The organism is Leifsonia sp. YAF41 (assembly GCF_052113185.1).
GTDB lineage: Bacteria > Actinomycetota > Actinomycetes > Actinomycetales > Microbacteriaceae > Cryobacterium.
In genome coordinates this window covers 281266-305171 of the sequence record NZ_JBFRCS010000003.1, presented here as the reverse complement: position 1 = coordinate 305171, position 23906 = coordinate 281266, and the positions used below count along the sequence as shown (strand labels likewise).

At 66.7% G+C, this 23906-nt stretch carries 22 protein-coding genes; 18 read left to right on the top strand and 4 right to left on the bottom strand.

Annotation, left to right across the window (positions count from 1 at the left end; all coding sequences use genetic code 11):
• The coding region (locus tag AB4Y63_RS04915; RefSeq protein WP_441789919.1) for a hypothetical protein at positions 1-270 on the bottom strand (270 nt) is incomplete at its 3' end.
• Between the two features lie 192 nt (positions 271-462).
• On the opposite strand from AB4Y63_RS04915, the gene AB4Y63_RS04910 reads away from it, so the two are divergent.
• Positions 463-1950, top strand: a complete 1488-nt coding sequence (locus AB4Y63_RS04910; RefSeq protein ID WP_441789918.1) for an APC family permease — start codon at positions 463-465, stop codon at positions 1948-1950.
• Between the two features lie 28 nt (positions 1951-1978).
• Here the strand turns inward: AB4Y63_RS04910 and AB4Y63_RS04905 are convergent, their stop codons facing one another.
• From AB4Y63_RS04905 to AB4Y63_RS04895, 3 genes are all read right to left on the bottom strand, one after another.
• The gene (locus AB4Y63_RS04905; protein ID WP_441789917.1) at positions 1979-3175 is read right to left on the bottom strand and encodes a type II toxin-antitoxin system HipA family toxin; all 1197 of its coding nucleotides are present in this window, start codon (positions 3173-3175) and stop codon (positions 1979-1981) included.
• A complete protein-coding gene (locus AB4Y63_RS04900) occupies positions 3175-3417 on the bottom strand; it encodes a helix-turn-helix transcriptional regulator (protein WP_441789916.1) in 243 nt (80 codons plus the stop codon). Before AB4Y63_RS04900 ends, AB4Y63_RS04905 begins: the two co-directional genes overlap by 1 nt.
• A gap of 131 nt (positions 3418-3548) precedes the next feature.
• Complete coding sequence (locus tag AB4Y63_RS04895) at positions 3549-4076, bottom strand: SixA phosphatase family protein (protein ID WP_441789915.1); 528 nt, start codon at positions 4074-4076, stop codon at positions 3549-3551.
• A 97-nt stretch (positions 4077-4173) separates the two neighbouring features.
• Here AB4Y63_RS04895 and pyrR point away from each other — a divergent pair, with 97 nt between their 5' ends.
• The 17 genes from pyrR (at position 4174) to hisG (ending at position 23847) form a co-directional block, all read left to right on the top strand.
• Positions 4174-4770, top strand: coding sequence for a bifunctional pyr operon transcriptional regulator/uracil phosphoribosyltransferase PyrR (gene pyrR, locus AB4Y63_RS04890; RefSeq protein WP_441789914.1), 597 nt, complete (start codon positions 4174-4176; stop codon positions 4768-4770).
• A complete protein-coding gene (locus tag AB4Y63_RS04885; RefSeq protein WP_441789913.1) occupies positions 4767-5717 on the top strand; it encodes an aspartate carbamoyltransferase catalytic subunit in 951 nt (316 codons plus the stop codon). The genes pyrR and AB4Y63_RS04885 overlap by 4 nt, the downstream gene beginning before the upstream one ends.
• Entirely contained in the window at positions 5718-7079 is a 1362-nt protein-coding gene (locus AB4Y63_RS04880; RefSeq protein WP_441789912.1) for a dihydroorotase, read from the top strand.
• Complete coding sequence (locus AB4Y63_RS04875; protein ID WP_441789911.1) at positions 7072-7677, top strand: PH-like domain-containing protein; 606 nt, start codon at positions 7072-7074, stop codon at positions 7675-7677. The genes AB4Y63_RS04880 and AB4Y63_RS04875 overlap by 8 nt, the downstream gene beginning before the upstream one ends.
• Before the next feature lies 1 nt (position 7678).
• Entirely contained in the window at positions 7679-8866 is a 1188-nt protein-coding gene (gene carA, locus AB4Y63_RS04870) for a glutamine-hydrolyzing carbamoyl-phosphate synthase small subunit (protein WP_441789910.1), read from the top strand.
• Complete coding sequence (carB, locus tag AB4Y63_RS04865; RefSeq protein WP_441789909.1) at positions 8866-12150, top strand: carbamoyl-phosphate synthase large subunit; 3285 nt, start codon at positions 8866-8868, stop codon at positions 12148-12150. Before carA ends, carB begins: the two co-directional genes overlap by 1 nt.
• Positions 12147-13046 carry an orotidine-5'-phosphate decarboxylase gene (gene pyrF, locus AB4Y63_RS04860; RefSeq protein WP_441789908.1) on the top strand — a complete coding sequence of 300 codons (900 nt, stop codon included), beginning with the start codon at positions 12147-12149 and terminating at the stop codon, positions 13044-13046. Before carB ends, pyrF begins: the two co-directional genes overlap by 4 nt.
• On the top strand, positions 13039-14019 hold the full coding sequence (gene gmk, locus AB4Y63_RS04855) for a guanylate kinase (protein WP_441789907.1): 981 nt from the start codon (positions 13039-13041) through the stop codon (positions 14017-14019). Before pyrF ends, gmk begins: the two co-directional genes overlap by 8 nt.
• A 92-nt stretch (positions 14020-14111) precedes the next feature.
• Complete coding sequence (gene rpoZ / locus AB4Y63_RS04850; RefSeq protein WP_345062487.1) at positions 14112-14369, top strand: DNA-directed RNA polymerase subunit omega; 258 nt, start codon at positions 14112-14114, stop codon at positions 14367-14369.
• Positions 14370-14433: 64 nt separating this feature from the next.
• Positions 14434-15684 carry a bifunctional phosphopantothenoylcysteine decarboxylase/phosphopantothenate--cysteine ligase CoaBC gene (gene coaBC / locus AB4Y63_RS04845; protein WP_441789906.1) on the top strand — a complete coding sequence of 417 codons (1251 nt, stop codon included), beginning with the start codon at positions 14434-14436 and terminating at the stop codon, positions 15682-15684.
• Positions 15685-15783: 99 nt separating this feature from the next.
• A complete protein-coding gene (metK, locus tag AB4Y63_RS04840) occupies positions 15784-16977 on the top strand; it encodes a methionine adenosyltransferase (protein WP_441789905.1) in 1194 nt (397 codons plus the stop codon).
• Positions 16978-16996: 19 nt separating this feature from the next.
• Positions 16997-19069 (top strand): primosomal protein N', encoded by a 2073-nt coding sequence (locus tag AB4Y63_RS04835; protein ID WP_441789904.1) that lies wholly within the window; start codon positions 16997-16999, stop codon positions 19067-19069.
• A 522-nt stretch (positions 19070-19591) separates the two neighbouring features.
• Positions 19592-20524: a methionyl-tRNA formyltransferase gene (gene fmt, locus AB4Y63_RS04830; protein WP_441789903.1), complete on the top strand. Its 933-nt coding sequence runs from the start codon at positions 19592-19594 to the stop codon at positions 20522-20524.
• The gene (locus tag AB4Y63_RS04825; protein WP_441789902.1) at positions 20521-21987 is read left to right on the top strand and encodes an RsmB/NOP family class I SAM-dependent RNA methyltransferase; all 1467 of its coding nucleotides are present in this window, start codon (positions 20521-20523) and stop codon (positions 21985-21987) included. The genes fmt and AB4Y63_RS04825 overlap by 4 nt, the downstream gene beginning before the upstream one ends.
• A gap of 9 nt (positions 21988-21996) precedes the next feature.
• Positions 21997-22662, top strand: coding sequence for a ribulose-phosphate 3-epimerase (gene rpe / locus AB4Y63_RS04820; protein ID WP_441789901.1), 666 nt, complete (start codon positions 21997-21999; stop codon positions 22660-22662).
• A 12-nt stretch (positions 22663-22674) separates the two neighbouring features.
• On the top strand, positions 22675-22938 hold the full coding sequence (locus AB4Y63_RS04815; RefSeq protein WP_441789900.1) for a phosphoribosyl-ATP diphosphatase: 264 nt from the start codon (positions 22675-22677) through the stop codon (positions 22936-22938).
• A gap of 69 nt (positions 22939-23007) precedes the next feature.
• Positions 23008-23847, top strand: coding sequence for an ATP phosphoribosyltransferase (gene hisG / locus AB4Y63_RS04810; RefSeq protein ID WP_441789899.1), 840 nt, complete (start codon positions 23008-23010; stop codon positions 23845-23847).
• Positions 23848-23906 lie beyond the last annotated feature (59 nt).

Below are 23906 nucleotides of genomic sequence, written 5' to 3'. Positions count from 1 at the left end.
CCTCCGGGCCTCGTCGACGGCGCGGGCGCGGCGGGCGGAATGCACCGCCAGCTGCTTCTCCTCGGCCACAACCACATCGAGGTACTCATTCAACCGGGCCGTGTACCCGGACTCCCGCCGTTCGCCCTCGCCCGGATCGTCGGGCAGCAATGCGTCGACGAACCCCGGGAACTCGGCCGGAGACATCCCGAAGTGACACTCCAGCGGGTCGAGATCGGTGAACACCCCGAAGTCTTCGACCTCGTCGTGCAACAGCTCCAGCTGATCCATACCCCCAGTCAACCGGGCACCACCGACAGCGCGGCCGAAAACAGGACGGGGGTTGACAAATGGGGCTGATACCGAGCGCTTTCGATTCTGACCACTTGCTCATGGTGTCGGGCACGGGGGCCGTTGATGCGGTCGACCCGTGGTGCTAGCGTTCCCGGTGAACGCGCACTGGCACGTCTCGAGGAGGCGATTGTGGCCGACACCGATGTCACCCAACCAAACGATTCTCGTCAGGAACACGAGCACCAACTTCAGGCAGATGGGGTGAGCGCCGCCGGGTCGATYGTGATGGCCGTTGCCGGCAGCGCCCCGGCCTATTCGATCGCCGCGACGACGGCGACCCTGGTTGCCGTGGCCGGCCTGGCGAGCCCGGCTGCTCTGCTTTGGTGTGCACTGCCGATGCTCGGGATCGCCTGGGCGTTCGCCTATCTCGGCAGAGCCGATGTCAATGCCGGCGCGGCATACTCCTGGGTCGGCCGGGCGTTGCATCCGATTCTCGGTTTTCTCTCGGGCTGGGCCCTCGTCGTCTCGGCCACCATCTTCATGGTCGCCGGCGCGTTGCCTGCCGGAGTGATGACCGTCGCGCTGTTCAGCCCGGAGAACACGGACAACGTGCCGCTGGTCACCGCTATCGGCGCCGTCTGGTTCCTGGTCATGGCGGCCTGCGTTCTCGTCGGCGTGCGCATTACGGCGCGAGCACAGTGGGTCATGACGTCGATCGAGGTCACCATCCTGGTGGTCTTTGCGATCGTTGCCATTGTGCACGCCATGTCCGGATCCGCGGCGGGTCCGGCCTTCTCCTGGGACTGGTTCGGCTTCAGCCACTTCAACGGGGTCGGCACTTTCGTCGCCGCCGCTTTGGTCGCCGCGTTCTATTACTGGGGTTGGGATGTCGCGGCGAACCTGAACGAGGAGACGAAGAACGGCAAGAAGGCGTCAGGCATCGGCGGACTCGTCGGGGTGATCATCGTGTTTCTCCTGTTCGAGATCTTCACGGTCGCGACGCTGGTGATTTTGCCGGCGGCGACGATCGAGGAGAACAGCGGCAACGTGCTGGCGGTGCTCGGCGACGCGATCTGGCCGGGCATCGGCGGCAAGATCCTGATCATCGCCGTCATGCTCTCGACCATCGCAACGCTGGAGACAACGTTGATCCAGGTCACCCGCACGTTGTTCGCGATGGGTCGGGACAACACCATTCCCGCCGCGTTCGGTCACTCGCATCGCCGGTGGCGCACCCCGGCGTTCGCGACTTTGGTGGTGACCGGTGTTTCGGTGGTGCTGTTCATCGGTTCGAACTTCTTGGGCAGCGTCGGCGAGATTCTCAGTAACGCCATCAGCTCGATCGGGCTGCAGATCGCGTTTTACTACGCCCTTGCCGGGATTGCCGTGGTTGTCGCCTATCGCAGGGTGATCTTCACCTCGGTGAAGAACTTCATCTTCATCGGACTCTGGCCGGCGCTCGGTGCCCTGTTCATGGTGTGGATCTTCTTCGTCTCGATTCCCTCGCTCGACACGATTGTGATCGTCATCGGGCTCGGCGCACTCGCTCTCGGGATCGTGCCCATGATCATCTACTGGCGCAAGGGAGCCGCCTACTTCCGGCGCCGCCCGCTCGAGCTGCCGTCTGAGCTTGATGCGAAGGCGCCCGAGAACATCGACACGGGCGGCCCGAGCTAGAAGCGACCGGGACAGAATTTCCTGGAGCTCAGGCCGCAAATTCCGAGCGGCGCGCACGGAGCTCCCGCATCGTTCCGTTGAGGGGAGAACCGGCGAACGGGAGATCCTCGAGACGAATGGCTGTGGCCGCCTTCAACGCGATCTGCTTGGCCGCCTGCGCAGCTTTTTGCGGCAGCCCCAGGCTGTCTGCAAACTCCTCCCAGTGCTTCGCTTTCAGATTCCGGGTCTTTCCGGAGAGAGAAAGCGCGAGGGTGTTGTCACCGTAGAGGAGGGTGCACGGAACGTCATAGACCGGGGCCATCGCGAATGCGCCGCTGTGATTGCCGAGGATCGACAGGTTCTTGGCGTGCAGGTCGCCATTGCCGGTCAACCAGGCGAATGCGAATTGCAGGTACGCATTGCGGCGGGCGACAACCGGTGCAGCACAGAGGCGCGAGAGGGCGAAGGTGACCTCTTCCGCAGTGACGCCGTACTTCGCTGCCGGCGGCAGTCCCATCACCTGGGTTCCGTCTTCGAGGGGGAGTCGCCCCCAGATCCCGTCAGCGCCTCGCGTGCGATCGAATCTCTCGACGAGCAGACCCGGCAGGTTGTTTCGGTCGGTGATGATCCTGGCTCGGGCGACCGGGATCTTCAGCCGGGCCGCTCCGGCCAGATGGGCGGCCTCGTTGGCGACCAGGTGCGGATGCTCCGGTGGGTCGAGCTTGAGAAGGTAACGCTTGCCGGCGAGTGCGAGCGGTGTCGTCAACATGGAGGCGCTTGCCTTGTTCTGCACACCAGGGAGGCTGTGCAGGTCGACGGCGTCTGCGAGCGCGGCGAAGTCCAGATCGGCAGGATGCGACGGGTCAGCCAGCGAATCGGGCTCGAGCGGGTTTTCGCCGGCCGGCACGACTTGCACGTCACCGGGAGCATCTGCCCCCACCGCGAGGATGAGCGTCAGCTCGTCGGAGTAGCTGGTTTTCGCGGCATTCTTCAGAACTGAGAGGCGGTGTCCTTCAGGGAGTAGGCCGGCGAAGAATGGCGGCAGGGCGCCGGACGGGGCCTCGACGATGTCGGTAGAGAGCGGGAGCGAGGCCGCAACCGGTGGAAGTCCGCTCACGAGGTAGCCGGCACTATAGGAGAACTCGACTCCGCCGGAATCTGTCCGTCGCAGTCGCCCGGCGAGAGTCCCACTCTTGTAGACGTCGGCGTCGCGAAGGAATTTGAGCTGTTGAAGGTCACCGGCCATCAGTGCGCCTCCACCCGGAGGCCGAGCACGCGAGCCGCAGCAGTCACCGCGCGTAGAGAGGGGTTTCCGGTGGCTGTCTCAATCGCTCGAATTGTGCGTTCTGACGTCTCGGCAAGGTGGGCCAAATCCTCCTGCGTGAGTCCGGCGGACTTGCGGGCGCTGCGGATGCGTGCGGCGATCGCCTCAATATCGTTGATGTGGCCCTCCCAAATCAGCAAGAAACTGCCGGTTCTGGCAGTCACTGGGTTCAATGATCACCTACTAATTCAATTTCGGCAATATATTTCCGAAAAGTGACGATCTCATCCCGCACGGCGAAGCCCCGTTGTGATTCGGCAGCATTCTGCCGGTTCTGCTGGTTCTCTTCGGCCTCTCAGTGCGCGCGCGGCACGACGAAGTGCGTGACCCGGGCATCCCGGCCGTCGAGTTCGGCCCAGGGCGTCTCAGGTTCGAGCACGGTGAACGCACTCGTCGGATAGCGCGAGGTCGCGTCCATCTCCGCATCGTCGTCGGAGTCGGGGGAGGCCAGGTGGTCGACGAGTTCCTGCACACCAGGCATATGGGCAATCACCAGCACGCAACGCGCGGTCTCCGGCTGGTGATTGATGACGGCGAGCATGCTGAGCGGTGCTGCCGCATAGAGCGCATCGTGCAGCGCGGGGGTGGGAGCGTCATCTCCGAGTTCCGAGAGCACCCCCGCGCAGGTCTGCTGAGTTCGCGTCGCCGACGAGCAGAGGATGACGTCGGGCACGAGGTCGTGGTCGCGCAGCCACTCGCCGGCCAAGGCGGCTTCGGCGTGGCCGCGGGGGAGCAGCGGGCGATCGAAGTCGGGAACGCCGGGCGGCCAGTCTGACTTCGCATGCCGCATGATGACCAGTCGCTTCGGGGATTGCTCGCTCATGCCGCCAGCCTACGGCCGGACGCACCTCCCGCCCCTGTTATGCTGAACAGGTTGACAACCTTTAAGAGCCGTCCTGTGAGACGGGGAAGGGAGTCGGTTGATGGCGCGTACCGTGCTGCAGCAGGCTGATATTGCCCGAGCGTTGACTCGGATCTCCCACGAGATCCTGGAGTCCAATCGTGGCCCAGACAATCTCGTGATTCTCGGCATCCCGACCCGCGGCGTTCTTCTCGCCCAGCGGATCGCCGACACCATCGCCCGGATCGAACCGAGCGCGACCGACGTTCAGGTCGGCTCACTCGACGTCACGATGTACCGCGACGACCTCGCGCACTCGCTGACGCGTACCCCGGCGCCCACCTCGGTTCCCGGCAGCATTGACGGCAAGACCGTGGTTCTGGTCGACGACGTGCTCTTCTCCGGTCGCACCATCCGTGCCGCCCTCGACGCCCTCGGCGATCACGGTCGCCCGCGCGCCGTGCGCCTCGCCGTGCTTGTCGACCGCGGTCACCGCGAACTACCGATCCGCGCAGACTTCGTCGGCAAGAACCTGCCGAGCTCCACCGACGAGCGCATCAACGTTCACCTCGCAGAGGTCGACGGCGACGAGTTCGTGAGCATCGAAACCACACGCACTGAATCAACACCTGTCGAGTCCAGCTCGGCCACGACGAACGGGCGTGACGACGCATGAGGCACCTGCTCTCCACCAAGGGCATCGAGCGTGCCGAAGCGATCGGCCTGCTCGACATCGCTGAAGACATGGCGGATGTCGCCAACCGCGAAGTCAAGAAGCTTCCGACCCTGCGCGGCAAGACCGTCGTCAACCTCTTCTTCGAAGACTCCACCCGCACCCGCATCTCGTTCGAGGCGGCCGCCAAGCGCCTCTCGGCCGATGTGATCAACTTCAGCGCCAAGGGCTCGAGCGTCTCGAAGGGCGAAAGCCTGAAGGACACCGCGCAAACGCTGGCCGCGATGGGCGCCGACGGCGTCGTCATCCGCCACCACGCCTCCGGCGCACCGCAGGTGCTCGCCGCAAGCGGCTGGATCGACGCCGGCATCATCAACGCCGGCGACGGCACCCACGAGCACCCGACCCAGGCCTTTCTCGACGCGTTCACCATCCGCCGCCGCCTGCACGGCGCGGCCTCCCGCGGCAAGGACCTCGACGGGGTGAGCGTCACCATCGTCGGCGACATCCTGCACTCCCGGGTCGCCCGCTCGAACCTCTGGCTGCTCACCACCCTCGGCGCCGACGTCACGTTCGTCGCCCCGCCCACCCTGGTGCCGGCCGACCACTCGTCGTGGCCCGCCACCGTTGGATTCGACCTCGACGCCGCCGTCGACGCCGGGCCAGACGTGATCATGATGTTGCGCATTCAGGCTGAACGGATGCACGCCGCGTTTTTCCCCAGCAGCCGGGAGTATTCCCGCAACTGGGGTCTCRACGACGCGCGCTTCGGACGGCTGCGTGCGGATAGCATTGTCATGCACCCCGGTCCGATGAATCGCGGCTTGGAAATCTCGTCGAAAGCGGCGGATTCCGCCCAGTCGAGTGTGCTTGAGCAGGTAACCAATGGTGTGTCGGTTCGGATGGCGGCACTGTATCTGCTGCTCTCCGGCGATCGGGAGGATTCATAGATGTCACATGAGCAAAACGAACGCTACCTCATTCGTGGAGCGACCCTGCCCGACGGCACGCGGTCTGACCTCGTGCTTGGTGACACGCGCATCCTCGAGATGGGCACCGGCCTCTCCGCTGCCGGCGCAACGGTCATCGACGCCGACGGCCTCGTCGCCCTGCCCGGCCTCGTCGACCTGCACACCCACCTGCGCGAGCCCGGCTACGAGCAGAGCGAAACCGTGCTCACCGGTAGCCAGGCCGCAGCGGTCGGCGGCTTCACGAGCGTCTTCGCGATGGCCAACACCTCCCCGGCGCAAGACACCGCCGGTGTCGTCGAGCAAGTTCTCGCCCTCGGCGAGCGGGCCGGCTACGTTACCGTGCAGCCCATCGGCGCTGTGACCGTCGGTCTCGCCGGCCAGAAACTCGCCGAGATCGGCGCCATGGCCGCCAGCCGCGCCACCGTGCGCGTCTTCTCCGACGACGGCTTCTGCGTCTCAGACCCGCTGCTCATGCGCCGTGCGCTCGAGTATGTCAAGGCGTTCGGCGGCGTCATCGCCCAGCACGCCCAGGAACCGCGCCTCACCGAAGGCGCCCAGATGAACGAGGGCGTCGTCTCGGCCGAGCTCGGCCTCACCGGCTGGCCGGCCGTCGCCGAAGAGTCGATCATCGCCCGCGATGTGCTGCTCGCCGAGCACGTCGGCTCCCGGCTGCACGTCTGCCACGTCTCCACGGCCGGATCGGTCGACGTGATCCGCTGGGCCAAGGCCCGCGGCATCCAGGTCACCGCCGAAGTCACCCCGCACCACCTGCTGCTCACCGAAGAACTGATCACGGGCTACGACGCCCGGTACAAGGTCAACCCGCCGCTGCGTCGCCGCGAAGACACCCTGGCCCTGCGCGCCGCCCTGGCCGACGGCACCATCGACATCGTCGCCACCGATCACGCGCCGCACCCCGTCGAGTCGAAGGACTGCGAATGGGATGCCGCCGCGAACGGCATGGTCGGTCTCGAATCGGCTCTGTCGGTCGTGCACGCCTCCGTCGTCGCCACCGGGCTGCTCGGCTGGTCTGACGTCGCCCGGGTACTCTCGGCCACGCCGGCTCGCATCGGCGGCCTCTCCACGCAGGGGCAGCCACTCGAAGTGGGCGCACCCGCCGAACTGACCCTCTACGACCCGGCAGCCAGCCGCGTCTTCGGCGCCGGCGACCTCGCCGGCAAGGGCATCAACTCGCCCTACCTCGCCATGACCCTTCCGGGCCGCGTGCAGGCTACCTTCCACCGGGGGTATGCCACGGTGCTGGATGGCGCGCTACGCGAGGCCGCCGAGATCGCAGCCCTCGCCGGCACCGTCAACGCAGGGGAGCTCAGCCGTGGATAAGGTTCTGCCCACCGTCATCGTCGTTGTTGTTCTGCTTCTGGTTCTCCTGCTCATGCTGCGCAGCTGGCGCCGACGCTCGCGTCGCGACGCCGGGCTCTTCGGCGGCTACGAAGCTCCCGCCGCCAGCACAGAACTTGAGTCCTCCACCGCGCTGTACGTCGCGACAACCCCCCGTGATGCTCCGCTGGAGCGCCTGGCCATTCGAGGCCTAGCCTTCCGCGCTCGCGCCACACTGACCGTGACGGATGCCGGCGTGATCGTCGCTCCGAACGGGGAAGCCCCGGTGTTCATCCCGGTCTCCGCGCTTGAGCGTGTGACCGAGGCCACCTGGGCCATCGACCGCGCCGTCGAAACCGGCGGGCTCCTGCTGATCGGCTGGAAGCTGAACGCTCCAGAAACGTCCGCCACGGCATCCTCTCCGGCAGCAGGCTTGAGCACCGCACCGTCGACCACTGCACCGTCAACTACCGTGACCACCAGCGTCGACAGCTACTTCCGCATCACCGACCCGGCCGACCGGGTTCGGATCGTTGCAGCCCTTCGAACCATCGCTCCCGAGGCCACCGGCCCGGATCTCTCCACCGAAAGTGAGGCGTAGCGTGAGCTACTCAGCCAGCAACCGAACCATTACCGACCGAGCTGCTCCGGCCGTGCTCGTGCTGGAAGACGGCAAGCGATTCGTCGGAAAGGCATACGGCGCACTCGGTCAGACCCTGGGCGAGCTCGTCTTCGCGACCGGCATGACCGGCTACCAGGAGACGCTCACCGATCCGTCCTACGCCGGCCAGATCGTGCTGATGACGGCGCCGCACATCGGCAACACCGGCGCCAACGATGAAGACATGGAATCGCGCCGCATCTGGGTGTCCGGCTTCGTCGTACGCGAGCCCTCCCGCGTCGTGTCCAACTTCCGGTCGCAGCGGAGCCTCGACTCCGACCTGGAGACCGGGGGAGTCGTCGGCATCAGCGGCATCGACACCCGCGCGATCACGCGTCACATCCGCTCGGCGGGTTCCATGCGCTCTGGCATCTTCTCCGGACCGGACTTCGACCTGTCCGAGGCCGAACAGCTTGAGCGTGTGCAGAACGCGGCGAACATGGCCGGCCGCAACCTCTCCGACGAGGTCTCGACGGTCGACCCGTTCTCGCTTCCCGCGCAGGGCGAGCGCATCGGCTCCGTGGCCGTGCTCGACCTCGGCGTGAAGACCTCGACCCTCAACTTCCTCGCCGAGCGCGGCTTCGAGGTTCTCGTGCTGCCGCAGACGGTGACCGCCGAAGACGTCTTGTCGCTGAAGCCCGACGCGCTGTTCTTCTCGAACGGTCCCGGCGACCCCGCCGCCTCCGACGCCCACGTCGCCCTGCTGCAGGAATGCCTCCGCGCCGGCCTGCCGTACTTCGGCATCTGCTTCGGCAACCAGCTGCTCGGCCGCGCACTCGGCTTCCGCACCTACAAGCTGCCGTTCGGTCACCGCGGAATCAACCAGCCGGTGCTCGACAAGTCGACCGGTCGCGTCGAGATCACCTCGCAGAACCACGGCTTCGCCGTCGACATGCCGATCGAGGGCGTGCACGAGTCCCGTACGGGCTTCGGCAACGTCGAAGTGAGCCACTACAGCCTCAACGACAACGTGGTCGAAGGCATCCGTTGCCTCAACATCCCCGCGTTCAGCGTGCAGTACCACCCCGAGTCTGCGGCCGGCCCGCACGACGCCAACTACCTTTTTGATCGATTCAGGGAGATGGTGCTTGCCCAGACGGCAACCACCGGAGCAGGAGACGCCCAGTAATGCCCAAGCGCGACGATATCAACAGCGTCCTTGTCATCGGCTCCGGCCCGATCGTCATCGGTCAGGCCTGCGAGTTCGACTACTCAGGCACCCAGGCGTGCCGCGTCCTCCGCGAAGAGGGGGTGCGCGTCATCCTGGTCAACTCCAACCCGGCCACGATCATGACCGACCCCGACTTCGCCGACGCCACCTACATCGAGCCGATCACCGCGGAGATCCTCGAGACGATCATCGCCAAGGAACGTCCCGACGCGATCCTGCCGACCCTCGGCGGCCAGACCGCGCTGAACGCGGCCATGCAGCTGCACGAGCTCGGCATCCTCGAGAAGTACAACGTCGAATTGATCGGCGCGAAGTTCGAGGCCATCCAAAAGGGTGAAGACCGTCAGATCTTCAAAGAGCTCGTGCTCGCAGCCGGCGCCGATGTCGCCCGCTCGCACATCGCGCACACCGTCGAAGAGGCCGTCGGTTTCGCCGCCGACCTCGGCTACCCGATGGTCGTTCGACCCTCCTTCACCATGGGCGGCCTCGGGTCCGGCTTCGCCTACAACGAAGCAGAACTGCGCCGCATCGTCGGCGACGGCCTGCACCAGAGCCCGACCAGTGAGGTGCTGCTCGAAGAGTCGATCCTCGGCTGGAAAGAGTACGAACTCGAAATGATGCGCGACACGGCGGACAACACCGTCGTCGTCTGCTCGATCGAGAACGTCGACCCGGTCGGCGTGCACACCGGCGACTCGATCACCGTCGCCCCCGCGCTGACCCTGACCGACCGCGAGTACCAGAAGCTGCGCGACATCTCGATCGACATCATCCGTGCCGTCGGTGTCGACACCGGTGGCTGCAACATCCAGTTCGCGATTGACCCGTCCAACGGCCGCATCATCGTGATCGAGATGAACCCGCGCGTCTCGCGCTCCTCGGCCCTGGCCAGCAAGGCCACCGGCTTCCCGATCGCCAAGATCGCCGCCAAGCTTGCCCTCGGCTACCGTCTCGACGAGATCCCCAACGACATCACCAAGGTCACCCCGGCCAGCTTCGAGCCCACGCTCGACTACGTGGTCGTCAAGGTTCCCCGTTTCGCGTTCGAGAAGTTCCCGGCCGCAGACGCCCGCCTGACCACCACCATGAAGTCGGTTGGCGAGGCCATGGCCATCGGCCGCAACTACGCCTCCGCCCTGCAGAAGGCGCTCCGTTCACTCGAGAAGCGCGGCTCCTCGTTCCACTGGGGAGCCGAAGACCGCACCCTCGACGAGCTGCTCATCGCCGCCGAGATCCCCACCGACGGCCGCATCGTCACCGTGCAGCAGGCGTTCCGGAAGGGCGCCACGATTGAACAGCTGTTCGAAGCCACGAAGATCGACCCGTGGTTCCTCGACCAGATCGTGCTGATCAACGAGGTGGCCGATGCCGTCGCCGCCTCCGAGACCCTCGACACCGACATCCTGCGCCTCGCCAAGGACCACGGTTTCTCCGACGCCCAGATCGGCGAGCTCCGTGGTTTCGGTGAAGCGGATGTCCGCAAGGTGCGTCACATCCTCGGCGTGCGCCCGGTCTTCAAGACCGTCGACACCTGTGCCGGCGAGTTCCCCGCTGCGACGCCGTACCACTACTCGAGCTACGACCAGGAGACCGAGGTCACGCCGAGCGACCGCAAGAAGGTTGTCATCCTCGGCTCCGGCCCGAACCGCATCGGTCAGGGCGTCGAGTTCGACTACTCCTGCGTGCACGCCTCGTTCGCGCTGTCGGATGCCGGCTACGAGACCATCATGATCAACTGCAACCCGGAGACGGTCTCGACCGACTACGACACCAGTGATCGCCTGTACTTCGAGCCGCTGACGCTCGAAGACGTGCTCGAGATCATCCACGCCGAAAGCCAGAGCGGCGAGCTCGTCGGTGTTGTCGTGCAGCTCGGCGGCCAGACCGCACTCGGCCTGGCCAAGGGTCTGAAGGCCGAAGGCATCCCGATCCTCGGCACCACCCCCGAAGCGATCGACTTGGCCGAGGAGCGCGGAGAGTTCTCCCGCATCCTTGACGAAGCCGGCCTGCTGGCCCCGCGCAACGGCACGGCCACCGACTACACCGGTGCCGTCGTCGTGGCCGAGGAGATCGGCTACCCGGTTCTCGTGCGCCCCAGCTACGTGCTCGGCGGACGCGGCATGGAGATCATCTACGACAGCCCCTCGCTGGCCGACTACTTCACCCGGATGGCCGGTCAGGGCATCATCGGCCCGTCGCACCCGCTGCTGGTCGACCGCTTCCTCGACGACGCCATCGAAATCGATGTCGACGCCATCTACGACGGTCACGAGCTGTACATCGGCGGTGTGATGGAGCACATCGAGGAGGCCGGCATCCACTCCGGTGACTCCAGCTGCACCCTGCCCCCCGTCACCCTCGGCCGCGCCGAGATCGACCGGGTGCGCGACGCCACCTTGGCCATCGCCCAGGGCATCGGCGTGCGCGGCCTGCTGAACGTGCAGTTCGCGATCGGCGCCGGCGTGCTCTACGTGCTCGAAGCCAACCCGCGTGCCTCCCGCACCGTGCCGTTCGTCGCCAAGGCGCTCGGCATCACCCTGGCCAAGGCCGCCTCGCTGATCATGGTCGGCCGCACCATCGCCGAGATGAAGGCCGACGGCATGCTGCCGTTGATCGACGGCTCCCGTGTGCCGCTCGACGCCCCGGTTGCCGTGAAGGAAGCCGTGCTGCCGTTCAAGCGCTTCCGCACCCCGGCCGGCGACGTCGTCGACTCGGTGCTCGGCCCGGAGATGCGCTCCACCGGTGAGGTCATGGGCATCGACCGCGACTTCCCGCGTGCGTTCGCCAAGAGCCAGATGGCCGCCTACGGCGGAATGCCGCTGACCGGCACCGTGTTCGTCTCGGTCTCCGACCGCGACAAGCGCGCCATCATCCTGCCCGTGCTGCGCTTGAAGCAGCTCGGCTACGAGATCATGGCCACCGAGGGAACCGCTCTCGTGCTGAAGCGCAATGGCATCGACGCGCAGGTCGTGCGTAAGTTCAGCGAGCCGCTCGATGGCGAATTGTCGATCGTCGACCTGATCCGTCGCGAAGAGGTCGACGTGGTCATCAACACGCCCGGTGGTCGCACCGCACGCGCCGACGGCTACGAGATCCGCGCGGCCGCCGTCGCCGGTGACCTGCCGCTGTTCACGACGATCGCCGAACTCGCTGCCGCTGTGGCCTCGATCGACGCCATCCGTGAAGGCTTCGAAGTCACGTCGCTGCAGGAATATGCGATCACGCGCGAGGCTGCCCTGTGACCGACGGAACACTGAGCGTCCCGGTGCAGTCCGACGTCTTGTCGTTCGGCGATCGTCTATCGCAGACGTTCGCTGACTACGGCCAGCTTTGCGTCGGCATCGACCCGCACTCCTGGTTGCTTTCCGATTGGAATCTGCCCGACACCGCGGATGGTGCCGAGTCGTTCGGCCGCACGGTTGTCGCCGCTGCGGCCGGGCAGGCCGGCATCGTCAAGCCGCAGGTGGCGTTCTTCGAACGTTTCGGTTCGGCCGGATTCGTCGCCCTCGAACGGGTGCTGGCCGATGCCAGGGCCGCCGGATTGCTCGTGATCGGTGACGCCAAGCGCGGCGACCTCGGCACGAGTGTCGAAGCCTACGCCGACGCTTGGCTGAGCCCCGGCTCGTCGCTCGAAGTCGACGCGCTCACCATGAGCAGCTACATGGGTGTCGGTTCGCTCGACACCGCGATCGCCGTGGCCCGGCGCTTCGGCAAGGGATTGTTCCTGCTGGCCGCCACCTCCAACCCCGAGGGCGCGGTACTTCAGCGCGCCATCGTGGGGGAGGGCGCGCATGCCGGCACGAGTGTCGCCCGTGCCGTTCTCGATGACGTGGCCGTTCGCAACGCCGAGAGCGATTCCGGTGCGATCGGGTCGCTGGGCGTTGTGCTCGGCGCCACGGTTGATCTGGCCAGTTTCGGCATCGACGTGCACGCCGCGCCGACGCGTGCACTGACCCCGGTGCTCGCACCCGGGTTCGGGCATCAGGGCGCGGAGCTTTCCGAAGTGAACGCCCTCTTCGGGGGTTATGCACCAGGCGTTATCCTGAGTGAATCGCGCAGCATCCTCTCCGCCGGACCCGACCGGCTCACCGAGACGATCACGCAACGAGTAGCGGAAGCAGGATCTGCCCGTGGCTGAGAAGCATTCCACCCCACCCGACGTCGACCGGGTCGCCGCCTCACGGGCCGCCGTCGCCGCACGTCGTGCGCGCGCCGCGGTGAAGGCCTCGGTGGCCGCCCGTGAACGCACCCCACTCGACGTTCTGGCCGCGGCAACCGCCGAACCCAACGGCGTCGAAGGTCGCCTGCGGGTGACCGAGCTGCTCACCAGCATCCCCGCCATCGGGGTCACCAAGATGCAACGCATCATGGAGCAGCAGGGCATCTCGCCGTCGAAGCGGCTCGGCGGCCTGGGCACGCACCAGCGCGTGCGGCTTCACGACTTCCTCAGCGGCCTCGAGGCTTCGCGGCGTTCGACCACAGCGCCGAGCGCTGCTGCGTCGAGTACTGCTGCGTCGACGTCCGCCGACCCGGCCACCGCCGAATCGGGACTTCTCGTTCTGGCCGGCCCGACCGCGGTCGGCAAGGGAACTGTGGCCGGGTACATCCGGGAAAACTATCCGAACGTGCTGCTCTCGGTCTCGGCGACCACCCGCAAGCCGCGCCCCGGCGAGGTCGAAGGCGTGAGCTACTTCTTCGTCGATGACGAAGAATTCGACCGGATGGTCGAGGCCGGCGAACTGCTCGAATGGGCGACCGTTCACAACGCCTACCGCTACGGCACGCCGCGGGGGCCGGTCGAACAGGCCATCGCCGACGGCAACAGTGTGCTGCTGGAGATCGATTTGCAGGGCGCCCGCTCGGTTCGAGCGGCCATGCCGGAGGCGAAACTCGTCTTTCTGCTTCCTCCCAGCTGGGAAGAACTTGTGCGTCGACTGATCGGTCGCGGCACCGAGGATTCCGCGGAACAGACCCGTCGTCTCGACACTGCACGGCTTGAATTGGCTGCTCAGGACGAGTTCGATTACCGTGTCGTGAACCACACCGTGGCCGACGCGGCGCGCGAGGTCGTAGACTTGATGCAGATTCCTACGGATTCCGCGCGCCCATAAGCGCATTGGCATTCGTATCCGCGTCGCTTTCGACGCCTGATCCACTTGAAATTGCGCATCTGCGCGACCTGCTCTGAAGGAGTGAGACACCAATGGCCACCAAGCCCGCTGGCATCATTGACCCGCCCATCGACGACCTGCTCTCCAAGGTTGACTCGAAGTACGCCCTGGTGATCTTCGCCTCCAAGCGTGCTCGTCAGATCAACGACTACTACGCAGACCTTCACGAAGGCAGCCTGTTCGACAACGTCGGCCCGCTCGTCGACTCGACGGTCGACGACAAGCCGTTGTCCGTCGCGCTGCGCGAAATCAACGAGGACAAGCTCACCTCGAAGCCCATCGTCGAGTAACTTCTCTCGTGAGCTTCACTGATTCAATTTCACTGAGCTCATCCACTACACCGAGGCGCGCATAATGTCGTCAGCTCCCAGGATTGTCGTCGGTATCACCGGCGGCATCGCTGCGTATAAGGCTGTCAATGTTGTGCGCGCCTTTGTGTTGCGCGGATTCGACGTGCACGTCGTCGCCACCGAGGCGGCGCTTCGTTTCGTCGGCACGCCGACTCTCGAGGCGATCTCGCGCAACCCGGTCTACACCGGGCTGTACGACGGCGTTTCCGAGGTGCGCCATGTGGCGATCGGGCAATCCGCCGACCTGATCGTGATCGCTCCGGCCACCGCCAACTCGATCGCCAAGCTCGCTGCCGGCCTCGCCGACGATCTGCTCGGCAACACGATCCTCGCCAGCACTGCTCCGCTCGTGATCGCACCGGCCATGCACACCGAGATGTGGAACAACGCGGCCACCGTCGCCAACGTGGCCACCCTCCGTTCCCGCGGCGTCACGATCGTCGGCCCGGGCGTCGGTGCGCTGACCGGCACGGATGTCGGCCCCGGCCGCATGGAAGAGCCGGAGACGATCGTCGAGGTGGCGTTGGCTACCCTCGCTGCGGCATCCGGACTCACCGCGCCGGTCCTGTCACTTGGCGGCTTCGTATCCGGCGACCTGACCGGTCGACGCTACGTGATCAGTGCCGGGGGAACCCGCGAACCGCTTGACCCGGTGCGCTTCCTCGGCAACCGTTCGAGCGGCAAGCAAGGAGTCGCGCTCGCGCGGGCCGCTGCCGACCGGGGTGCACAGGTGACGTTGATCGCCGCGCATCTCGAAGTGGACGTCCCGGCCGGCATCGATGTCGTGCGCGTCTCCAGCGCTCTCGACCTCGACACGGCGATGCGGGAGCAAGCCCCGACGGCTGATGTCGTGATCATGGCCGCCGCCGTGGCCGACTACCGCCCGGTGACGGTGGCGACCGGCAAGATCAAGAAAGAGCAGGCGGGCGAAACGCTCACGCTCGACCTGATCAAGAACCCCGACATTCTCGCGGCGCTTTCCGCCGCCAAAGTCCCCGGCCAGATCGTGGTCGGCTTCGCCGCTGAGACCGAACCCGACACCGATGCGCTGCTGGCGCTCGGCCAGGCGAAAATCGCGCGCAAGGGCTGCGACTATCTCGTGGTGAACCGGGTCGGGTGGACCGAGGGCTTTGCGTCAGATGACAACGTCGTGATCGTGCTCGATGCGACCGGAGCTATAGTGAATGAGGCTTCCGGAAGCAAGCTTTCGGTGGCCAATCGCATCCTCGACGTCATCGCCCAGGGCGCCGTCTAGCAGCAGCTCGCTGCGAGAACGGCTCGGCGTGGCCCGGCTGCGACTCGCTGTTTTCATACCCACTATTTTCACTTTCAGCTTTTGACAAAGACGGGCCAGATGAGCGACCTTCGCCTCTTCACATCAGAATCAGTCACCGAGGGACACCCGGACAAGATCTGTGACCAGATCTCCGACAGCATCCTCGACGCGCTGCTGACCGAAGACCCGCAGAGCCGGGTCGCCGTGGAGACCCTCGTCACGACCGGACTCGTGCATGTCGCCGGCGAGGTGACCACCGAAGCGTATGTCGAGATCCCGTCGATCGTGCGCAAATGCATCACCGACATCGGTTACAACTCCAGCGACGTCTGGTTCGACGGTCGCTCCTGCGGCGTCTCCATCTCGATCGGCGGCCAGTCGCCCGACATCGCCCAGGGCGTCGACAACGCGTTCGAGTCACGGGTCGAGTCGAGCACAGACGACTTCGACAAGCAGGGCGCCGGCGACCAGGGCATCATGTTCGGCTACGCCACCCGGGAGACCCCCGAGCTGATGCCGATTCCGATCTGGATCGCGCACCGCCTCGCCGAGCGCCTCGCTGCCGTGCGCAAGACCGGCCAGCTCGACTACCTGCGCCCCGACGGCAAGACCCAGGTCACGATCGGCTACGACGGAATCATTCCGCGCACCGTCGAAACGGTTGTCGTCTCGACCCAGCACTCGCCGACGGTGTCGAACGAGACGCTGCGCGCCGAGGTCAACGAGCTCGTCATCCGCCCGGTTCTTGAGCGCATCGACCTCGACGCCTCGGGCCTGACCACCTTGATCAACCCCACCGGTCGCTTCGAAATCGGCGGCCCGCAGGGGGATGCCGGCCTGACCGGTCGCAAAATCATCATCGACACCTACGGCGGAGCCAGCCGTCACGGCGGCGGTGCGTTCAGCGGCAAGGACCCGTCGAAGGTCGACCGTTCGGCCGCCTACGCCATGCGCTGGGTGGCGAAGAACGCCGTCGCCGCCGGGCTGGCCGAGCGTCTTGAAGTTCAGATCGCCTACGCGATCGGCAAGGCCGCGCCCGTCGGCTTCTACGTCGAGACTTTCGGCACCGGGGTGATGAGCGACAAGGACATCACTCGCGCTCTGCAGGAGGTGTTCGACCTGCGTCCGGCAGCGATCATCCGCGATCTCGACCTGCTGCGCCCGATCTACGCCCAGACGGCGGCCTACGGCCACTTCGGTCGCGAACTCCCCGACTTCACCTGGGAGCGCCTCGACCGCGTCGACGACTTGCGTAGCGCAGCCGGCCTGTAACGATGGCGGGCCTCTAGCTATGGCGGGGTCCAGCCTCGTCGCGCGGGTGCTCATCGACTCGCCGCTCCCGCAGCTCGACCACCTTTTCGACTATCGCATTCCGGAGGAGCTCGCCGATCTGGCGCTCCCCGGGGTGCGGGTCACGGTTCCATGGCGGTCGGCCGGCCGCACCATCGACGGCTATCTGGTCGAGGTGTTCGATCCGGCCGCTGCGGCGGCCGAGGGCGCCGAGGAGTTCCACGGAACCCTGAGTCCGATCGAGTCGGTCGTGTCGAGCGTTCCGGTGCTGACGGAACCCGTGTACCGCTTGGCCCGACGCCTCGCCGACCGGGCCGCCGGCAACGCGAACGACATCATCCGGCTCGCTGTTCCCGGGAGGCAGGTGCGTGTGGAGAAGGCGTGGTTGGCTGCCAACGCGCAGCAGGCGGATGCGGCGCCGACCGGTGAGACGGACGTGGGGGTCGAGGTGGCTGTCGAACCGGCGGCAGCCGAGGCCGTGGCTGGACAACCGGCGACTGGAGCGCCCGCACACTCACGATTCGCCGACTACCCCGCGGATGCCCTCGATACGGTGCTGGCCGAAAAGGGCCGCCGCGCTGTCTCAGCGGTGCCGCGCCTGGTGCGCCTGGCCGACGGCCGCACGATCGGGCACTGGGCGCAGACGCTCGCCGAATTCGCCGTGCACACCCACTCGCTCGGGCGCACCGCGATTCTCGTCGTGCCCGACTTTCGCGACCAGGATCAGGTGCAGGCGGCGCTCGAGCAACTCGCTCCCGCCGGATCGGTCAGCCGGGTCGACGCCCGGCAAAGCAATCCCGATCGCTACCGCGCGTTCTTGGCCTGCCTCGGCGACGCCCCGCGCATCATCCTCGGCAACCGTTCGGCCGTCTACGCACCGGCACATGACCTGGGACTGATCGCGCTCTGGGACGACGGCGACCCCCTGCATGCGGAGCCGCTCAGCCCCTACGTTCACGCCCGCGACGCCGCTTTGGTGCGCCAGGAGCAGTCGGGCTCCGCCCTCGTCTTTCTCAGCCATGCCCGCAGCGTCGAGGTGCAACGTCTCGTCGCGCTCGGCTGGCTCGGGGAGGTGCACCCCACCAAGAACATTCATCCGCGGGTGATCCCGACCGACTACCAGGGCGAGCCCGACCCGCAGGCGCGGGCGGCGCGCATCCCGACCGCCGCGTGGCAGGCCGCAAAAGCGGCGATTGCGACCGGGCCGGTGCTCGTGCAGGTGTCGACTCCCGGCTATGCGCCGATGCTGGCCTGCCAGACCTGCAAGAAGGCGGCGCGGTGTACCCACTGTCAGGGCCCGCTCGCCCTGGCGTCGGCGAACGCCACCCCGGCCTGCCGCTGGTGCGGCGCGCTGGCGGCCGAGTGGCGCTGCGTGCACTGTGAGGGTCACACGTTGCGGGTCATGTTGGTTGGGTCGGGGCGCACCGCCGAAGAGCTCGGGCGCGCGTTCCCCGGCTCGCGGGTCATTCTCGCCGACGGCGACCACCTCGTGCAGCACCTCGGCGCCGAGCCGGCCCTCGTCATCGCGACGCGGGGCGCCGAACCCACTCCGACCGGCGGCTATCACGCCATCCTGCTGCTCGACGGCGAACGGATGCTGGCGCGGGAGTCGCTGCGCGTCGGAGAAGACCTGCTGCGGTCCTGGTCGAACACGGCGGCCCTGGCGGCACCCGGTGCATCGGTCGTGTTGGTCGGGGTCGGGGGAGAGATCGCTCGGGCGCTCAACAACTGGCGTGCCGACGCGTTCGCCCAATCGGAACTCGATGACCGACGCCTGCTGCGATTCCCGCCGGCGGTGCGTGTCGCCTCCGTCACCGGCACTGTCGACGACGTCACCCGTGCGCTCGTCGAGGTCGAAACGATCGCCGGTGTCGACGTGCTCGGCCCGGTCACGACGGAGGCTCCGCTCGTGCGGGCGATCGTGCGGTTCGCCTATGCGGGGGGCGACGAGGTGGCGCGGGTGCTGAAGGCGCACATCGTGCAGAACGCCACCAAGCGTCGTGCGCCGAAGGGCGGCTCGTTCCGTCCGGCCCCGACGCTCAAGGTGCGGTTCGATGATCCGGAGCTGATCTAGCTTTGCGCAGGTGGCGGAACTGCCGTTTTCCCTCATGAGCTTCAGAGTCATATGAGCCTGTAGTTCATTAGCGAAAATGGCACCTCAGTCCCCGCTCCGGCGGTCGACTTCTCCGCTCCGGTGGTTGAGGAGCGAGCGCCAGCGAGCGTCTCGAAACCTCGTGAGTCGATCTCCAGACGCGACCCGAGTGTGAGGATTTGCTCGCGAGGTTTCGAGACGCGGCCTCCTTCGTCGGCTGCTCCTCAACCACCGAGAAGGTCAGATCTGTCGTTGACCCTGTGAACTCCTCGCAACACCGGCGGGCCGACGCTGAATTCGCGGCATGGCGCCCAGTGCCGGAGAATAGTGGGATGCGCCGCTCCGACGAGCGGCGCAGTGAGCACCAGGCGCGCGATGCGCGCCGAAGAATCGCCCAAGAACATTCTGGCCACGAACCATCAGGCCAATGAGCAGTCAGGACTGTGACGTAGTGATGACATTCCGACGGATCACGAAAGCCCTCTACGACACAAGGCGCAGCGCATGAGGCTCGTCTTCGCCGGTACTCCCGCCGTCGCCATCCCCAGCCTGACCGCGCTGGCCGATTCCGACCATGAGATCGCGGCTGTCATCACCCGCGAGGATGCCCCGCTCGGCCGGAAGCGCGTGCTCACCCCGTCGCCCGTGGCCGACGCCGCTGCCCAGCGCGGCATCCGCGTCATCAAGGCCAACCGTCTGAACGAGTCGGCCACCGCGGAGATCGCCGCGCTGCAGCCCGACCTCGGTGTCATCGTCGCCTACGGGGGACTGGTGCGGGAGCCACTGCTGTCGACCCCGCGCCTCGGCTGGATCAACCTGCACTTCTCGCTGCTGCCGCGCTGGCGCGGCGCCTCGCCTGTGCAGCGCGCGGTGATCGCCGGCGACGCCGAGACGGGCGCCGCTGTGTTCCAGCTTGTCGCCGAGCTCGACGCCGGTGCCGTGTTCGGCAGTTTCAGCACCGCCATTCCCGCGGATGCGACGAGCGGCAGCCTGCTCGACGCCCTCAGCCTGAGCGGCGCAGAACTGCTCCTCCGCGTGGTCGACGAGCTCGCAGCGGGCACCGCGACGGCCATCGAACAGACCGGCGACGTCACCCTGGCGCCGAAACTCGTCATCGACGACGCCCGGATCGACTGGAATGCCCCCGCCGACGCGGTCTTCAACCGCCTGCGCGGCGTCACCCCGGAACCCGGCGCCTTCACCGTCATCGGCGACTCACGTTTCAAACTTCTCGAAGCCGCACCTGTCTCCGCACAGGTCGCCGGCGAGATCCCGACACTGCCCGCGGGCATCATCCGCGAACACGACAAGAAAGTGCTGATTGGCACCGCGACAGAGCCGCTCGAGCTGCTGCGCGTTCAACCGGCTGGAAAGAACCCCATGAATGCAATCGACTGGTGGCGTGGCGTGGCAACGACCGAGGTGGTCGCCTCATGAGCGCCGAACGCCCGCCACGCCCGCCTCGCGCACAGCGCCCCACGCGCGCCGAGCGCAACCCGCGCCCGCCCCGCTCCAACCCGTCACCTGCAGACTACGTGCAGCCCGCCCGCCGGGTCGCCTACGAAGTCATCGCCGCCGTGCGCGCTGACGACGCCTACGCGAACCTGTTGCTGCCGACGAAGATTCAGCGTGCAGCGTTGAACACCGCGGATGCCGCTCTCGCCACCGAGCTCACCTACGGCACCCTGCGCATGCAGGGCTACTACGACCGCGTGATCGCCATCGCGGCGGGCCGCGAGGTCACGGCCATCGACCCCGCCATCCTCGACGTGCTGCGCCTCGGCGCCCACCAGCTGCTCGCCACCCGCATCGCCACGCATGCCGCGGTCAACGAGTCGGTGTCGCTGGCGAAGCAGGTGGGCTCCCGTTCCGCGACCGGTTTCACCAACGGCGTGATGCGCGCGATCTCCCGAGTCAGCGCCGACGAGTGGCGCGACCAGGTCGTCGCCGAGGCCACGAGTGCCGACGACAAGCTGGCCGCGCTCTACTCGCACCCGGTCTGGGTTGTGCGCGCCTTCCGCCAGGCGCTGCTCGCCGAAGGCCGCCAGGACGAACTCGAAGAACTGCTCGCCGCCGACAATGAGGCGGCCAAGGTCAACATGGTCGCGCTTCCCGGCCTCACCCCGCCGGAACTCCGCGCGTCGCTCGGCGACCTCGACGCCTTCTCACCGACCGGTTTCGTGCTCGGTGGGGGAGACCCGTTCCACCTGATGAAGGAGCACGACGGCACCATCCGCGTGCAAGACGAGGGCTCCCAGCTCGCCGCACTCGCCCTGACCCGGGCCCGCCCGGTGAACAAAGACGAACGCTGGCTCGACCTCTGCGCCGGCCCCGGCGGCAAGGCGGCCCTGCTCGCTGCGGAAGCGCTGGCCGGGGGAGCCTTCCTCGTCGCCAACGAGGTGGTCCCGGCTCGCGCGGCCCTGGTGCGCAACGCCCTCGCGCCGGTTCCGCTCGACGTTCCCGTCTGGGAGACCGACGGCACGACCATCGCGACCCGGCATGCCGACACCTTCGACCGCATCCTGCTCGACGCCCCCTGCACGGGCCTCGGCGCCCTGCGCCGCCGGCCCGAAGCGCGCTGGCGCAAGCAGCCCAAGGATGTCGCCGAGCTGTCGGGCCTGCAGTCGAACCTCATCGACGCGGCGCTGTCCGCCCTCGCTCCCGGCGGCATCCTCGCCTACGTCACCTGCTCGCCGCACATCGCCGAGACCCGCGGGATCGTGGCCACCGCCCTGAAGAAGTGGGGCGACACGGTCACCCAGCTCGACACCGCGGCCGTCGTGCAGTCTCTCTCCGAATCGAAGCTCGACCTGGCCGGGGACCCCGGTGTCGTGCAGCTCTGGCCGCACCGCCACGGCACCGACGCCATGTTCATCACCCTGATCGAACGCACGAAGTAGGCTCGCAGAATGTCGACTCGAATCAACCCCAGCATCCTCGCCGCCGACTTCGCGAACTTCGAACGGGAGCTCGGGCGCATCAGCACGGCCGACCTCGCGCACGTTGACGTGATGGACAACCATTTCGTTCCCAACCTCACGTTCGGCCTGCCGATGGTGGAACGGTTGCAGCAGGTGTCGCCGATCCCGCTCGACGTGCACCTCATGATCGACGACCCCGACCGCTGGGCACCCGGCTACGCGGAGGTCGGCGCCTTCTCGGTCACCTTCCATGCGGAAGCGGCGGCCGATCCCGTCGCGTTGGCTCGCACCCTGCGCTCGATCGGGGCACGGGCTGGCTTGGCGCTGAAGCCGGGAACCGACGCCACCGACTACCTGCCGCTCCTCCACGAGTTCGACCAGATCCTGGTGATGACGGTCGAACCCGGCTTTGGCGGGCAGAGTTTCGATCAGTCGACCATGCCGAAACTGCAGCTGCTTTCTGACGCGGTGAAGAAGACCGGTCTCGACATCTGGTTGCAGGTCGACGGCGGAATCACGGCCGACACCATCCAGATCGCCGCCGCGGCGGGCGCCGACACCTTCGTCGCCGGCTCCAGCGTCTTCCGCGGCGAACCGGCCGAGCAGATCGCACTGCTGCGGGCTGCGGCGAACGAACACCGCCACGCGCACTAGTAGCCTGTACTCGTGAAGAATTTTGACGCACTTTTCGCCGAACTGAGCGAAAAGGCACTGACCAGGCCTGAAGGCTCTGGAACAGTACGTGAGCTAGACGCCGGCGTGCACGCGATTGGTAAGAAGATCGTCGAGGAGGCCGCCGAAGTATGGATGGCTGCCGAGTACCAGAGCGACACCGAGACGGCCGAGGAGATCTCGCAGCTGCTCTACCACCTGCAGGTTCTCATGCTGGCCAAGGGACTGACCCCGGCGGACATTTACCGACATCTGTGATCACTGTGGCCTACGGCCACTGATTGCTCTGTTGACTCCGCCCATCCCTGAACCATACGAAAGTGCATCATGCTGAGAATTGCCGTTCCCAATAAGGGTTCCCTGTCCGAAACCGCCGCGCAGATGTTGTTCGAGGCCGGCTACACCGGTCGCCGCGACCCGCGCGACCTCGTTGTCGCCGACCCGGCCAACGACGTCGAGTTCTTCTACCTGCGCCCCCGCGACATCGCCACCTACGTCGGAAGCGGCGCCCTTGATGTGGGGATCACCGGCCGAGACCTGCTGCTCGACTCCCACTCACCGGCGGTCGAGATCGCGAACCTCAACTTCGGCGACTCGACGTTCCGTTTCGCCGGCCCGGCCGGTCGTTTCCAGACTCTCGCCGACCTCGCGGGCCTCCGCGTCGCCACCAGCTACCCGGGTCTCGTCGAGCGTTTTCTCGCCACCCACGATGTCGAGGTCGAACTCGTCACGCTCGACGGCGCCGTCGAATCCGCCGTTCAGCTCGGTGTCGCGGATGCCGTCGCTGACGTCGTGTCCACCGGGTCGACGCTGCGGAAGGCCGGCTTGGAGATCTTCGGCCCGGTCATCCTCGAATCCACCGCGGTTCTGATCGACTCCGGCAACGACAAGCCCGGCATCGCCACGCTGCTCCGTCGCCTGCAGGGTGTTCTCGTCGCCCGTCAGTACGTGCTGATGGACTACGACATCCCGGTTGCCCAGTTGGATGCCGCCTGCCAGCTGGCTCCCGGCATCGAATCGCCCACCGTGTCCTCGCTGCACGATCCCGACTGGGTCGCCGTGCGGGTGATGATCCCGCGCAAGGACATGAACTCGGTGATGGACGACCTGTACGAACTCGGTGCCCGCGCCATCCTCGTCACGACAATTCACAACGCGCGTCTTTAGGCTGTGATGATGACTGCTCTGAAATTGAGTGATCTGACCCTGAGTGATTCGACGAGCTG